16 protein-coding genes and 1 pseudogene are annotated in these 14,840 nt (G+C 43.4%); 11 read left to right on the top strand and 6 right to left on the bottom strand.

All coding sequences use genetic code 11. From position 1 onward, the window contains the following. A pseudogene (locus tag AACV78_RS08685) lies at positions 1 to 213 on the top strand (hypothetical protein); the annotation flags it as partial. A gap of 81 nt (positions 214 to 294) precedes the next feature. Here the strand turns inward: AACV78_RS08685 and AACV78_RS08680 are convergent. The 3 genes from AACV78_RS08680 to AACV78_RS08670 all read right to left on the bottom strand — a co-directional run bounded on the left by AACV78_RS08680 (position 295) and on the right by AACV78_RS08670 (position 1,980). Further along, positions 295 to 693 carry an alr0857 family protein gene (locus tag AACV78_RS08680; RefSeq protein WP_194012341.1) on the bottom strand — a complete coding sequence of 133 codons (399 nt, stop codon included), beginning with the start codon at positions 691 to 693 and terminating at the stop codon, positions 295 to 297. 74 nt (positions 694 to 767) lie between these two features. Further along, entirely contained in the window at positions 768 to 1,283 is a 516-nt protein-coding gene (locus tag AACV78_RS08675; RefSeq protein WP_194012342.1) for an HNH endonuclease, read from the bottom strand. Between the two features lie 373 nt (positions 1,284 to 1,656). After that, positions 1,657 to 1,980, bottom strand: a complete 324-nt coding sequence (locus AACV78_RS08670; RefSeq protein ID WP_194012343.1) for a hypothetical protein — start codon at positions 1,978 to 1,980, stop codon at positions 1,657 to 1,659. Between the two features lie 26 nt (positions 1,981 to 2,006). On the opposite strand from AACV78_RS08670, the gene AACV78_RS08665 reads away from it, so the two are divergent. From AACV78_RS08665 to AACV78_RS08655, 3 genes are all read left to right on the top strand, one after another. After that, positions 2,007 to 2,342, top strand: coding sequence for a ribbon-helix-helix domain-containing protein (locus AACV78_RS08665; RefSeq protein WP_194012344.1), 336 nt, complete (start codon positions 2,007 to 2,009; stop codon positions 2,340 to 2,342). 589 nt (positions 2,343 to 2,931) lie between these two features. Next, the gene (locus AACV78_RS08660; protein ID WP_194012345.1) at positions 2,932 to 3,609 is read left to right on the top strand and encodes a response regulator transcription factor; all 678 of its coding nucleotides are present in this window, start codon (positions 2,932 to 2,934) and stop codon (positions 3,607 to 3,609) included. Then, positions 3,575 to 4,969 carry a sensor histidine kinase gene (locus AACV78_RS08655; protein WP_194012346.1) on the top strand — a complete coding sequence of 465 codons (1,395 nt, stop codon included), beginning with the start codon at positions 3,575 to 3,577 and terminating at the stop codon, positions 4,967 to 4,969. Before AACV78_RS08660 ends, AACV78_RS08655 begins: the two co-directional genes overlap by 35 nt. Before the next feature lie 79 nt (positions 4,970 to 5,048). Here the strand turns inward: AACV78_RS08655 and AACV78_RS08650 are convergent, their stop codons facing one another. After that, a complete protein-coding gene (locus AACV78_RS08650; protein ID WP_194012347.1) occupies positions 5,049 to 5,357 on the bottom strand; it encodes a collagen-like protein in 309 nt (102 codons plus the stop codon). 284 nt (positions 5,358 to 5,641) lie between these two features. Here AACV78_RS08650 and AACV78_RS08645 point away from each other — a divergent pair, with 284 nt between their 5' ends. The 7 genes from AACV78_RS08645 (at position 5,642) to AACV78_RS08615 (ending at position 11,685) form a co-directional block, all read left to right on the top strand. Beyond that, a complete protein-coding gene (locus AACV78_RS08645) occupies positions 5,642 to 6,313 on the top strand; it encodes a Fe2+-dependent dioxygenase (RefSeq protein WP_194012348.1) in 672 nt (223 codons plus the stop codon). A gap of 252 nt (positions 6,314 to 6,565) precedes the next feature. After that, a complete protein-coding gene (locus AACV78_RS08640; RefSeq protein WP_194012349.1) occupies positions 6,566 to 6,952 on the top strand; it encodes a DNA-binding protein in 387 nt (128 codons plus the stop codon). 257 nt (positions 6,953 to 7,209) lie between these two features. Further along, on the top strand, positions 7,210 to 7,998 hold the full coding sequence (locus tag AACV78_RS08635) for a calcium-binding protein (RefSeq protein ID WP_194012350.1): 789 nt from the start codon (positions 7,210 to 7,212) through the stop codon (positions 7,996 to 7,998). Positions 7,999 to 8,192: 194 nt separating this feature from the next. Next, positions 8,193 to 8,777: a PepSY domain-containing protein gene (locus tag AACV78_RS08630; RefSeq protein WP_194012351.1), complete on the top strand. Its 585-nt coding sequence runs from the start codon at positions 8,193 to 8,195 to the stop codon at positions 8,775 to 8,777. A gap of 326 nt (positions 8,778 to 9,103) precedes the next feature. Then, a complete protein-coding gene (locus AACV78_RS08625) occupies positions 9,104 to 10,000 on the top strand; it encodes an adenylate/guanylate cyclase domain-containing protein (protein ID WP_194012352.1) in 897 nt (298 codons plus the stop codon). A gap of 150 nt (positions 10,001 to 10,150) precedes the next feature. After that, the gene (locus AACV78_RS08620) at positions 10,151 to 10,345 is read left to right on the top strand and encodes a hypothetical protein (RefSeq protein ID WP_194012353.1); all 195 of its coding nucleotides are present in this window, start codon (positions 10,151 to 10,153) and stop codon (positions 10,343 to 10,345) included. Then, complete coding sequence (locus AACV78_RS08615; protein WP_339383534.1) at positions 10,333 to 11,685, top strand: D-alanyl-D-alanine carboxypeptidase; 1,353 nt, start codon at positions 10,333 to 10,335, stop codon at positions 11,683 to 11,685. Before AACV78_RS08620 ends, AACV78_RS08615 begins: the two co-directional genes overlap by 13 nt. 240 nt (positions 11,686 to 11,925) lie before the next feature. Here AACV78_RS08615 and AACV78_RS08610 read toward each other — a convergent pair whose 3' ends face one another. Further along, complete coding sequence (locus AACV78_RS08610; protein ID WP_194012354.1) at positions 11,926 to 12,669, bottom strand: TylF/MycF/NovP-related O-methyltransferase; 744 nt, start codon at positions 12,667 to 12,669, stop codon at positions 11,926 to 11,928. Positions 12,670 to 13,300: 631 nt separating this feature from the next. Beyond that, complete coding sequence (locus AACV78_RS08605; RefSeq protein ID WP_194012355.1) at positions 13,301 to 14,410, bottom strand: N-acetylmuramoyl-L-alanine amidase-like domain-containing protein; 1,110 nt, start codon at positions 14,408 to 14,410, stop codon at positions 13,301 to 13,303. Positions 14,411 to 14,840 lie beyond the last annotated feature (430 nt).

Genomic DNA, 14,840 nt, shown 5'->3' with positions numbered 1-14,840 from the left:
GAATGGGAGAGGGGGAGAATGGGAGAGGGGGAGAATGGGAGAATGGGAGAGGGGGAGAATGGGAGAATGGGAGAATGGGAGAGGGGGAGAATGGGAGAATGGGAGAGGGGGAGAATGGGAGATGAACACAATATTTCCTTCTTCCCTCGGACTTCTTCCCTCGGACTTCTTCCTGATGACGTTGTACCGAAAGCTCGGAGGCGACAGCACTGATGACTAATTACTAATGACTTCTTCCTTCTTCCGACTTCCCTCGGACTTCTTCCCTCGGACTTCTTCCTTCATCATCCGATATTAATCGCCAACTTCCCCGACAACCTCCGCAGCAGCCTGAGTTTCCAGCCAGAGTTTGAGCAGCAATCGCTCCGCCCGATCGCCCAAAACAGTCGCAAACACGCCCTGGGCCCCCTCAGATGCGTCATAAATCCACGTACCGCGCAGAGTCACCTCCACAAAATCAGCATCAGCAACACAAAGATCGATCGCCTCGCTATCATTTCGGCGGGCCTCAGATTCCAGCAGAGACAGCGCCGGCAAATTCGCCGGCAGCAAAAATGCCGCAGTGCTCGGTTCGACGCTGATGCTTTGACCAACTCGCATAGCCAGCAAAACTCGCAGCGCCACTAACTGTTCGGGAGATTGAGCCAAACGCTCTAGATTAAAGCCCGTTTCAGTGTAAGTCAACTTCAGCATATTGACAGCCTTAAAATTGAAATTTGTCAGTAGTCAGTTGTCAGTTGTCAGTTGTTAGTAGACTGACTAATTTCCTATTCCCCAATTTGGTATTCGTGCCAAAACATTTCGGAAAAAGCCACAGTGGGGTGCATAGGAGACTTCGGTTTAGTTCGCAAAGGCATTTGAGCTTCTAGGGGAGTTCGATCGCCCTTACGAGAGTTGCACCCTTCGCAAGCAGTCACCACGTTGTCCCAAGTATGCAGCCCGCCCTTCGATCGAGGGATGACGTGATCCAGCGTCAAATGCCGGTTGCTGCCGCAGTATTGGCAAGAATGAGCGTCGCGGCGCAGAACTTCCCGGCGATTGACCGGTGGCACTTTCCAAAGGCGTTCGCTGTTGGCAAAAGTCAAGCGGATGTGTTCGGGTACGTGGATGCTGGTACTGGGCGATCGCACCAGCCAGCCATTGCCGGTGCTATAATCTAGAGCTTGGGCCTTGCCTGTTACCAAAAGTACGATCGCCCGTTTGATGTTGACACGGCTCATCGGTAGGTAATTCTGGGAAAACACCACCACAGATTGCCTCAATACATCAGTTAGTACGGTCACGGCTGCCTCCTCTTCATTAGGATTTTAGATTGAAGAATTTAAAATTTTTTGACTTCGCTCAAAACAAGTTTTAGATTTGAGATTTTGGGTGTTTCACCAGCATGATTAGATTTTAGATTTGGGATTTGTGGATGTTTCACCAGCATTGTTAGATTGAAGAATTTAAAAATTTTCGACTTCGCTCAAAACAAGTTTTAGATTTAGGATTTTGGGTGTTGCACCAGCATTGGCTGAATCTGGTTTTTTGCCAGTTTTCCAAGCCTTTCCCAATTTCTCAAATATCCAATCAAATGCCCCCGCTTCTGTCGTACAGAAGCGGGGGCCAAAAAAACTGCTTTCATGCAAATTTTCATCCTGTACCGGTACAGTTTTTTTAGCTGTACCTCCCGCTTCGCGTATCTTTCTCTGGCTGTGCCACTCCCAGACCGTCCCGGTCTACCTGGTTGTAATTAATTTCTGCATTTTGTCTTAATCCACTATAACCGGGTTTAATTGGGCTTATACGCGCCCGCGAGATTGCTGTGACGGTGACAAAACTCGCCATCAAGACGCGCAGTGACGAGTCGCTGTAACCCCAAGGGCGATCGCCGCGCTGCGGTTGATAGGTGGAATTGGTGGAGAGAAATATCACAGTAGGCACAAAGCGATCGGAGACCTTTAAATCTAGCTTTAAACATACTACACTGATATTACACATATGTCTACCTGTCACGGAGAAAAATCATGCATACCTTACCTAGAACGTCAACCACCGAAATGGAAGTCACCAGCATTCGACTAGAAAGAGAACTCAAGGAGAGACTCAAAGAGCTCGCGGGGAATCAAGGCTATCAAGCTTTGATTCGAGATTTGCTCTGGAATTACGTCCAGCAGAAGTCTGGAGAGTATCGCCAGATGTTTTGTCGAGAGGATATTCGAGCCAGTATTAATGCCACAGCACAGCAAGAGGAACGCTGCGCGCTTACAGGAGAAGCGATCCGAGTTAATGAGCCGATGTTATTAGGCCTGACGATGCACGGGGAAATGGTGCCGCTGAGTATGGGAAGTATGGCTGGATAAACCAGTTTACCCTTGAATTTGCCCGGCCTGGGGTGAAGGCCCCAGGCGCTGAAGATTATAATATTAGACCTTTTGCAAAAAAAATTTATGTTACGATTAAAAAATTTAAATTTTATGACCCAGAGCTAACTCATAATTGTAAAGTGCTGATATAACCTGTAATCTACTCCACTTCAGGCAAACCCTTCATGCTGACCAGTATCGATATAAAGAAGCAACTAGAGTGGCTTGTTTGGAGCGGGGAATCCCCTATTTAGATATTTTTGACAAATCGTGCGATCGGGCTAATGATTGGTGTCGATCGCGCCGAAGGGCAGATGGTCTTCATCCCAACCTGGTGGGCTATAGCAATCTTTGTTTGAATATCTCATAAGTTGGGAACCCCTAGCTGCGATCGATAATTAGTCCCCATTAGATATTAAATTTGAGATTAAAAAATTAGCAACGATCTCAAATCCGTTGACATCCGAATTATTCATCTCTCTCTTCTGGAGACTCTGCGGACTCTGTGGCAAGAGCGGTTTAATCATTCCGAAAAAAAACTATGCCATATCACAATCAACAATCAACAATATTTTAGCAATGAGCTATGAAAATTCTGTTAGTAGAAGACGACGATCGCATTGCCCAAGCATTAGCAGAAGCCCTCACCGACCAACATTATGCCGTAGATATAGCCGCCGACGGCGAAGAAGGTTGGAACTTTGCAGAAGCCTGTACCTATGACTTAATTCTGCTAGACGTGATGCTGCCAAAATTAGATGGAATTAGCCTTTGCCAGCGCTTGCGCCGACAAGGATTAAAAACCCCCGTGCTAATGCTCACAGCCAGAGACACCAGCAATGATAAAGTCATGGGCTTAGATGCCGGAGCAGATGATTATGTCGTCAAACCCTTCGATTTGCCAGAATTAGCAGCAAGAATCAGAGCCTTACTGCGGCGGGGAAGTACAACTGTATCACCAATATTAGAGTGGGAAAATCTGCAATTAAACCCGAATACCTGCGATGTAACCTATCGTGAAAATTTGCTGCATCTCACTCCCAAAGAGTACAGCTTACTAGAATTGTTTCTGCGAACAGGCAGGCGCGTTTTAACACGAAGTGCTATCCTAGATCATGTATGGGCTTTTGAAGACTCACCGGGAGAGGAAACCGTCAAAGTTCACCTCCGGGGTTTGCGACAAAAACTGAAAGCAGCAGGCGCACCCGCTAATTTTATAGAGACTATTTATGGCATGGGTTATCGGCTCAACCAAAACCTATAATTGCCAATTCCAAGCTTTGGGATGGCGTTTATTGCTATCTTACTTAACAGTTATGATAGCTATTTTAGGCATTTCTGCTTTTGCTGTTTATGAATTGTTGACCAGCACTCTATATCAAGAATTAGACCAGCGATTAGAGATTTTAGCCCGGTCTGCTTCTCACGGTTTAGTTGTGAAAGAAAAGCAGTCTCTTCCACAATCTTCAGAAAAAAAAGGCGATCGCACCAACAGAGAAGATAGAGACGACAATGATGATTTGTCTATTGAACTCGATAGCAAAAAAGTCACCGATCAGTTAGACAAAGATGCAGACTTAGACATTCCTTGGCAAAATCTGCGGGAAGCGGATCAATCTGTAGAATGGTTTAATGAAACAGGTGCAATGTTAGGAAATGCTGGCAAGGCTTTACCTCCTCTACCTCTGAAATCTGGTTTTCAAACCATACAAAACGGGCAGATTCGGTTTACCACAATTCCAGTTTACATTTCTGATGGTGAACAGCAAAAATTAAAAGGTTACATTCGCACCAGCGAATCTACTAAAGAAGTCGAAGAAGTCCTCAGCAGCCTCCGCTGGAAATTGGGTTATGGGAGTATTATTTTTCTCAGCTTGACTGCGGTTGGTGGTTTGTGGCTGACCAAGCAATCTCTCCAGCCAATTGAGGAGAGTTTTCAGCAGTTAAAACAATTCACCGCCGACGCTTCCCACGAGTTGAGAAGTCCGCTGACGGCGATTAAAACTTCAGTGGAAGTGATGCAGAGTCATCCTGAGAGAATTCATGCAGCGGATGTTAAGAAAATGGCGGCGATCGCCTCTGCGACTAAACAGATGAGTCAGTTAGTTGAAGACTTACTTTTATTGACTAGAATAGATGCTGCTGCTACAACCATCACCCGCGAGTGGATAGCGGTTCCGTTAGATGAATTGTTAGAAGATTTACTCGATTTTTGGGAACTGCAAGCTCAAGAAAAACAAATTACTCTCAAATCAAATTTAGGCATCGGGTTGTCTGTAATGGGAGACGGATCGCAGCTAACTCGTTTGTTTTCTAACTTGCTCGGAAATGCAATTCACTATACACCAACGGGCGGAATTGTGACCGTTTCTCTGAGCCAACATAACCGATCGACAATTATTCGTGTAGAGGATACTGGGATTGGCATTGCTCCCGAAGATGTGAAGTTAGTTTTTGACAGGTTTTGGAGAGCGGATCGAGCCCGAAATAGTCGGGAAGGAGGTTTGGGGATGGGATTGGCGATCGCCCAATCTATTGTTCAAAGTCACCGAGGAGAAATTAGCGTTACCAGTCAACTAGGGGTAGGTAGCTGTTTTCAGGTAAACTTCTCCTCAATAACTTAAAAGTTGATCTTAATAAAAAACCTTAAATCTTCTTCCCGTATTCTCCGTATTCTTTGTATTCTCCTCTTTCACCAATTTCTCATCTTTCACCAATTTCTCCTTGTTCTCCTTGTTCTCCTCGTTCTCCTTGTTCTCCTTGTTCTCCTCGTTCTCCTTGTTCTCCTTGTTCTCCGTATTCAAACCCGCTAGGACTCATTAAGACGATCGGTTTAACCGAATTATTATTGCTAACCGATGAATTAGCAGGATTAGCGGCATTACTCAAAAAATTAATCGGAGACAATTGATTGAGAGCGGTATCATTCTGAGATGCGATCGCGCTAGCAGCAGCTACAGAAGTTAAAACACAAGCTCCAACGCCGAGCCAAATCTTAGTTTTATTTTGCATTTTTCAAAAATCCTTACTGTGGGTGATTACTTGTACTATCCCACACAAAAGTAAAGAACTCGGAAAGAGGGAAAACATCTAAAAAATGTTTGCAGAGGCATTACCTTATTGCTACAATTTTAGTCCATAAGCCAATACGGTTCACTTAACTCCGATCCCCCCCTAACGGACAAGAAAGCTCTCAAAGTCCCCCTTGCTTTCGGGGGATTTAGGGGGATCTCCGGGCAATAAACAGTGTTAAGTGAACCGTATTAGTCCATAAGCAACCTGTAGGAGTTTCCTCAATGATTATTTGTATAGCTAATATTTTAACTATCCAAGAATTAGAATTAATTATCAATAGTTTAAAAAATGCTGAATTTGTCGATGGAAAGTTAACCGCAGGTTGGTACGCCAAACAAGTAAAAAATAACGCTCAATTAAAAAACGATGCGGCTCAGACTCAGGAAATTAGAACGATAGTCAATCAAGCACTAAAACGCAATTCTTTATTCCAAATAGCGGGTCGCCCGAAAGCGTTGCGTCCGATTATCTTTAGTCGCTATCACGGAGGGATGCACTACGGCACACATATTGATAATGCGATTATGGGAGACGAAAAACTAATGCGATCGGATTTATCTCTCACTCTATTTCTCAGCGATCCTGCAACTTATACGGGCGGGGAATTAGTGATTGAAAGTGCCCAAGGCGAACAAGCTTTTAAACTTGATGCTGGTTCAATGGTTGTTTATCCTACTACAACTTTACATCGTGTAGAACCAGTCACCGAAGGTGAAAGACTAGCGGCGGTAACTTGGGTGCAGAGTTTAGTTCGGGATGCTCACAATCGAGAAATTCTCTTTGATTTGGATACGGTTCGCGATATCCTGTTTCAGAAGTCGGGAAAGACGGCGGAGTTTGACTTGCTATCCAAAAGCATTGCTAATTTGCTCCGTAAATGGGCTGATGTTTAGGGCGAGGAAGTCTTAGAGACGTTTAAATAAATTTTATGTCTTTCCGAGTTCTTTACTTTTATTTGTCACAATCCTAATATAGCAATCCTAAATCATTATCACGGGCGGCGAACATAAATGTGATTTCCCCAAAATCCATCCTCCAGGACACTCAAGATGCCGTGTCCTGGACACGGCTTGGCCTTAGTCCCTACAGGTACAAAAAAATTATTTAGGATTGCTATAGCACTGATTGCCAGGAAATAACAACTCATGAAACGGAAAAATATTTTTAGTTTGCTCGCAGTTACAACGATTCTTTCAGTAGCGGCCAGTTCTGCCTTTGCACAAGCTATAACTCGAATCCGCGATTTGCGATCGTCGAGAACACCAACTACCATCTCTGGAAAAGTAGTCGGTTTTGGAGAAGCTGATGAAAATGAGTGGATTATCGACGACGGTAGCGGTGGAATTAGAGTCGATGCTGGCCCCCGCTCGTGGCGCAATATTAATGTATCAAGAGGTGAAACAATCAGAGTTGTTGGCGAGATGGACGACGGTGAATTCGATGCTTTTTCTGTTACTCGCTCGAACGGCTCAGTAATTAACATCCGCTCTCCCCAAAACCGGGAGCCTTGGGAGGGCAAGGAGGACGATTAACTGCAAAATTGTGCGCTATCTGTCTGCACAGCCTGGGATGCAGCTTTACAAATAGACCCTAGGGTTTTAGCTAACTGACCAAATATAGCAATCCTAAATCATTATCCAGGCGGCGAACATAAATGTGATTTCCCCAAAATCCATCCTCCAGGACACTCAAGATGCCGTGTCCTGGACACGGCTTAGCCTTAGTCCCTACAGGTACAAGAAAATCATTTAGGATTGCTATAGATAAGTTAAAAAATAAGAATCTGACAATGAGTAACGAAACTAAAATTTGGACAAGCATCGGACAGTCATATCTAACCAAAGATAATTCGATCGATGTAAATATAGCGTCATCGGAGAGATACCAACTCTCAATCAGTGAAAGTGGCGAAAGTGGCGAAAGTGGTGAATTTGGTGAATTTGGTGAATTTGGTGAATTTGGTGAAAGTGGCGAAAGTGGCGAAAGTGGTTACGATAGGAATTTTTCGATAGGTAAACCTGTAACTTCTTCCAATTCTAGCCCAGTTACGGGCAATTTTCCCATGATTTCTCAGGGATACGAAAGGGGCGATAATTTTTATCAGATTGAAATTGAAGGTACAAATGGTAACGACATCTTAACAGGAATTGCTGGGAACAATGTTGTTTTAGAAGGACGCAGGGGCAATGATATTCTGAACGGCAACAATGGCAATGATGAACTAGAAGGTGGCAAGGGTCAAGATACCCTTGATGGCGGCGCAGGCAATGATATTATCGATGGAGGGAGGGGTAAAGATATTCTGACCGGCGGTATGGGTTCGGATTTATTTGAGCTAGAAGGGCGATCGGCTACAAATATTCTCGATCTCGCTGATATCATCACGGACTTTCAAAAAGGTGCAGACATACTTGAGCTGGAAGATGACTTAAGATTTTCTAACATTAATATCACTCAAGGAACTGGAATTTATGCTGCCGATACTCTGTTGCAGATAGCAAGTACGGGTCAATATTTAGCAGTCTTGAAAGGAGTTAATGCTGGAAATATCAACCAGGCTGATTTCATTTTTTCATAATGATAATATTTGCCTTAAAACTGTTGCTTTGCAACATGAATTAGCCACTTTGAGCAAAGAGACCCGGTTTTTTACCGAATCTGCGGGTGACAACGAAATATTTTGGCAAAAAAACCCGGTTTCTGCCTACCCGTGCATTTAATAATATCTGATTTGTTAACAACAAAATATCTAAAAAATAGGATAATCAATAGATGGCTAGCGCTAGCTTTCGCAAACTTCACCGCCAAGTTGCACCGATTATTTTCATCCCTTTACTATTAACAGCCATAACGGGAGTTGCCTATCGGCTGGGAGAAGATTTGTTGGGCATAGAAGGTGATGCTGCTGAGATTTTTATGAAGATTCACCAAGGAAGCTATCTCGGAAAGGAACTCAGACCATTTTATGTGCTTTTGCTGGCTTTGGGAGTGATTGGGCTGATAGTTACTGGTTTGACGATGACCAAATTTTTGGGTGGCGCACGCCCTGAAATACCAGGTGCTAAACTTGATTGTCGTAAGGTTCATCGTATTGCTACACCGATTATTGTCTTGCCTTTAGCAGTGAGTACAGTCACAGGTGTAATCTACCGAGTTGGCAGAAGTTGGTTTAAGATGCCGAAAGAGGTAGGAAAAGTTTTTCTGAATATCCACCAAGGAGAATATTTGGGAGATTTGTTGATGCCAATCTATGTGCTTTTTGTGGGTATTGGTGTGATTTTGCTGCTGGTAACAGGAATCAATATGACTGGTATTTTTCGGAAACCCCGCCAGCCAACAACGGAGGAAAATAGCTAATAGATTTTTTTTCGGAATGACTGATGAATATCGTGGTTTTAATTCTCTCTACAGTTGCATCTTTTTTTGGGAACTGGTATACAATAATTCTCTGGCTGCTGACCTTTATTAAGATGAAAAATAGAAGTATTGAAACGGCACAATCAAGTCTTAATTCAAAAAGTGTATGGAAAAGTCTACTAGAAGGAAGTCGCACCAGTACATTCTTTAGTGAAGTATTAAGTAATAGCGGTCATTTTTCAATTCTGAAGGGTTGATCGGATTTAATATTAGATGGTTTGTTAAACTTTATCACAGATCCAACTGAATATTTACTGATATTAGCAATGCTTGTTCAGGCTTGGTATTTGTCGAACTCGAAATGCCACCGTTTTTGGGGAAACCCGATCTGCGTTGGTATCTATACGCCGATCGATCTGCCGATAGACGGGCTAGATTTTTTCCAAAGTCCTAGTCATGTTGTCTTTTGGTTATTTTCTCTGATGATTGCTACTTTGCAAGGATTGCGATTCCATTGGGCTAAGGGTATTGATGATTGGCTAATTCCACCGGAAAGTGTGGTACGGGCTCTGATGGTGGTAGCTTTTTATGTTGTGATTGGGATTGAGTCTCAATATTTCATTCCTAGTTTAGAATTGATAGTGACATTTTCGCGGACGGCAACGCACTGGTTTCTTACTTGGAGTATGGTGTTTATCGGTTTGCTTTTGGGGGTGCAGTCGGTACAGATTTTGAAACAAAGAAAACTGTTACAAAAAACAGCTCAACTACTGGGAAATATGGCAGAATGGAGAATGGGAAGTCATGTAGTAGACACGGCGCTGAATAATCCAGCAGGTTTGGCTTTTCAAAAGTGCGATCGCAGGATTTTATTTATGGATATTCGCGGTTTTACAAGTTGGTGCGAAAAAACTTCTCCTGAGACAGTTGCAGAGGTTCTCGATGAATATTACCGTTGTGTTGAACCAGCGGCTGCCAAGTTTCAGCCTTTAATAATAACTTTTACAGGCGATGAAATTATGGGGATTTATGCTACCCCACAGCAGGGAATTGCTGCGGCTAAATCTATGAGTAAAGCTGCTTTAGAAATGCTTGAATTATATGGAATTGGTGCGGGATGCGGAGTGCATTGCGGGAGCGTTATTGAAGGGCTGTTTGGCGGTGCAGATGTTCGGACTTATACGGTGATTGGTGATGTTGTCAATACAGCAAAACGTCTATAAAGTGCCACGCCTGGTGGTGAAATTACTTTTCTGATGCTGTTTATCAAGGGATGTCACAACATCTAACGGTCGAATCTTGCGAACCGATCGCGGCTAAAGGTAAAACAGCAGCTTTAATTGCATGGCGGTTAATATAACTAGCTGTCAGGAATGACGAATTTAATATTATTGGTTTTTCCGGCAATCGGGCATGGCAGTTTTTGCCATACTTGCTCGATCGAGACTAGCACCATTCATGGGTCAGCGGTTCGCAATTCTGGTAACGCAGATGCGGATGCTGCAAAACGCGCGGCAAGAGTGCTAAACTTGCCATCGGGTGTGCCGCAGGATGAATGGTCAATTTGATGGAAAAATTTAAGGTAATGCTGAAAAACCGCTACTTGACTGCTGTAAGTTCGATCGCCATTCTCACAATTATCGCCGGATGCGCCGCTACGGAATCACCCCAACTTGCAACTCCCACTCCTGTAGCCGAATCTTCCCCGCCGCCGGTTGAACCGAGTCAGCCGTTAACAGTCTCTGTCAACAATCCCGAAACCGCCACAAATACCAAAATTCAGCAATATCTCAACGGATTGACAGCCGGAGGTTCTGCCAAAGAAGACCAAGGAATCTGGATGCAATCCGGCAATACTTTGTTAGCCAACCATCAAGGTACTGTTCCTCTGTCAGCCGCATCCATTACCAAAGTAGCAACATCTCTGGTAGCCCTCCAACAATTCGGGCCGGAACATCAATTTATTACTTTAATTAGTACCGACGGGACGATCGAAAACGGCGTATTAAAAGGATCTTTAATTATTCAGGGTAGCGAAGATCCGTTGTTTGTTTGGGAAGAGGCGATCGCCCTCGGTAACACCTTAAATCAAAAAGGCATCAAGCGCATCACTGGTAATTTGATAATTGTCGATAAATTTTACATGAACTTTGAATTAAATCCCCTCAAATCAGGAGAATTGCTCAAACAAGCATTCAACAGTCAAAACTGGCCCAGCGAAGCCGCCGCCCAGTATCAAACACTAGCTCCAAATACCCCAAAACCTCAAATAGTAATTGACGGTACTGTGAAAGTTATCCCAGCACCTCCCACCAGCGCGCCTTTAGTCAAACATTATTCTTTGCCCCTCACCGAACTGATCAAAAAAATGAATCAGTACAGCAACAATCTCATGGCAGATATGCTCGCCGATAGTGTCGGCGGCGCGAAAATAGTTGCACAAAAAGCAGCAGCAGCAACTGGAGTTCCTCCCGCCGAAATTCAACTCGTCAACGGTTCGGGATTGAGCGAAGATAACCGTATTTCTCCCCGCGCTGCTTGTGCGTTATTTATAGCTTTAGAACGCTATCTTAAACCTTACAGCATGACAGTTGCTGATGTGTTAACTGTAGTTGGAAAAGATGAAGGAATCCTTTCTGAACGACCGCTGCCAAAATTAGCAGTAGTTAAATCTGGCACGTTGGATAATGTTAGCGCTTTGGGCGGAGCGCTGCCAACTCAAAAACAGGAAACAGTATGGTTTGTCATTATGAATCGCGGGGCAAATGTCGAGGCATTTCGCACTCAGCAAGAGGTTTTGCTGAAAAGCTTTTTGAACGATTGGGGAACTGTTCAAGCCTCACCGGCGGAATTAACGCCAAATCCTGCTAGAAAGAGTAAGGTGTCTCGCAACGAAATTGTCAATTAATTTGGTTGGTAGTCAGGAGTTTCGTCCTTGATTGTTAAGTAGCGTAAGGTTCGCCACAAGCACCTAGCCCGCTTAGGAATGCAATGGACGGATTTGCGTCATTATTAGGTGTTGGCGATCGGCAATAAACAAGATTTATTACCCATCGCCCAATTCCGAGGAGTTCCCTATTTACGAAGGTGATGAAACACTCTAACGATAGAAACACCCGATTATTATCCCCATAAAACTGCTCTGTCTCTACAACTTGCGAAAATAGCCGTTGGAATACTCACAAGCATAGAGTACAGAGACTTTTTCCGGCTTGTCTTCAAAAAACTCGTCACAAGCACGTTTTACACCAGGCGATTTGAATGGCTCAGCAGTATATGGACGTGAAAACACCTTTTCATCATAATAAATGCCAAATAAGCAAATAGCTCCAGGCGTTAGACGCTCGTACACATAGGGTAGTACATATTGAGTAGAGCTATATATATCGCCGTCCACAATTGCAAAGCTGATCCGATCGGGAAGACATGAAGGAACAGTATCCTCGAACCATCCTTTATGAATATGTGGTAGATCCAGTCCAACATCGGAAAAATTCTTTTTGAATTTGTCGAGTTTAGCTGTCATCGAACCTTGAGCGTATATTCCATCTTTAAGATCGTCTTCTTGTAGTTTTGGAAGCCCTTCAAAGCTGTCAAACACATGAAATTGTTTCTCCGGCGCATACTCATTCAGAACTTTTTTGATCACGATGGAGCTTTCGCCGGCATTACAACCGACTTCGACAACATCACCAGCTACTTTGTATGCTGCTGTTTGGCTTGCCAAATGAAAAATATTCATTCGAGCTTCTATAGTTGCCATGTCAGGCGATTTTGGAATAACTTGACCGTTCAATCGCAATTTATTCAATACCCGATTAGCCAAGCGATGGCGTTTGCGTGGAGTCCGGTGATCCCAATCAAAATAAGTTGCAATGAAAGTATTGTCCATGTCGTTTACTAGATGAAATTGTGAATAGTGGTTTAGAGAATGTATGATTCGACTTAGGATCCTTGCGTCAGCAGCATAGCGGTGGAACCGAATTACATAGTTTTGAAGAGCGGTGGAAGAAACATTTTGGAACCGGCTAATAGCAAGGACTTTAAATAGAAGAAATGAAAATCCTATCTTTGCCAAGAAGTTGAAGAACGCTCACTTCATTGAGACTAGAGATAGAGTAGCGAAAGAAAATGTTGCTACCTGAGATACTCCAAATTGGTTTACTTCTCTAGAATTACACGCAGTTATGAAATTACGATGAAATGCCGATCGCTGCAAAGCATGAAATTATCTTTTTTTCAGAAGAAAGAGGCAATTAAGCTGTTGCGACAATTAAATTTTATGTAAAAAACAATAAAACAATGAGTGGGCCGTTGCTCTGAGCATCACCCTGAATATGCAATGTTTATTTGCGCGACAGCTTAACAGCTTTGCTTGCGAGAATTTTATCGGCTATATTTTGGGGTGTATTGTGGAGTGGGTTTTGGTGGTTTGTCTGAAGCATAAAATCATGCAAAAATACCAAAAGTTATAACAGGTTTTTAGTAAGGGCTTTAGTTTTTTCTGTTGATAACCTCAGATATCATCTTGATCTGGGATCGATCGCCCTAACGACTACAATGCCGATCGCGCTTTCGACTCTGCTAATATATCTTTGCAAGTCGTAAGCAACTGTCACAGCCCCAGCCGGCGAAGCGTGAATTAAACCCAGATTCCCGTCTGCATTCCTGTATACAAAACCCGTATGGGTGACATCCAATCCTTTAACATCCGTGGCTACCGCCACAATATCTCCGGGTTTTAATTGAGAATAAATACTTTTTATCCGATTTGTCGGGATGTAATTAACCGCAGTTTTGGCTAAGTCTGCTTCTTGGCTGACTATGCACTGATAAGTTGCTTCGTCTTTGACCATTTGCGGGTAACTGCTGCGGTGCTGGCTCATGAAATTTAGTGTTTTATTCATGGGCACTCCGCCTAACTGAGCGGTGATATTTTCTACTGTTTTCCGTTTTTGATTGTCGTTAATCCACTCGGAAAAATAGTGCAGGCGGCTGCAATAACCATTCATTTTACCGTTTACATACCGCTGTTGTTCTAGGCGATTTACAAAGTTTTGATACTCGTAATCTTTGAGGGATAAGCCTCGCGAAATTGCTAAAACGGTTTCGACAAATAAAACGCAATCAAATTTATTTAAAGTTACGATCAACTTTTCTTCGCCGGAATTGTCAAGCAAATTCTCGGCGTAGGGTTTTCCTAGGAAATTGTCGGCGATCGCCTGTAGGATTTCTCCGATCGCGCGATCGGCCAAATTTTGTTGTTTTGCATACTGTACAATCTTTTCAAAACGTGCTATATCTTCGGGTTGTGCAGCATTTTCTCTCGCGGTATTGTCTGAGTCGGCTCCTCTGGCGAGCACTTCTAGTAATTGGGAATAGGAAATTTTAGATAAATTGTTGATTTCCCAAAACAGACTCGGGAAACTGGAAATAGTTTGGTTGTTTATTACGTCCCACTTTTCGCTTTTTTCCGTCAACTGGGCCGCTATATCCGCGCCCTGTGCTTTTGTTGGTCGATCGACAACAGCGACAGCAGGTGGAAGCTGAAATGCCCACACATCCGGTATCAAAGAATTATTCACAATGGCGATCGCAAATCCCCAAATAGCCGGACTCCAAAAATTTCTCATGTTTTTCAAAGGATTTTGCTTTAACTGAGTGCTATCCTGAAATCTTTACAATTATTAGAAGTCTGCATCAGCCTAGAAGAAAGCTCGAATTGGCAGTGGCGGACTCGGCTGATAAGTGTATCAGTCCATTTTAGATTTTAGATTTCAGATTTCAGATTTCAGAAATGAATCTCGGAGGGTCAACTACCCGGCCGCTTCGGGGTTTGTACCTGTTTTTGGGCTTGGTCATTTAAATTAGTTTCCCAAAAGAATCCGACTGTAAGCCCGCGATCCAAACCCTTATATAATCAGTGATTCGCAATTCTCAAATTTCTAATCTAAAATCTAAAATGGTATTATACGCCGACCTATTATAAACTTATCCTGCGAGTTTGATACCACAACACTGTAATGCAACTAGACCGCCGACGCCCCCCCATCGGGCCCCAAC

The organism is Tychonema sp. LEGE 07196 (genome assembly GCF_963890365.1).
Lineage (GTDB): Bacteria > Cyanobacteriota > Cyanobacteriia > Cyanobacteriales > Microcoleaceae > Microcoleus.
This window is presented reverse-complemented; position numbering and strand designations above follow the sequence as displayed.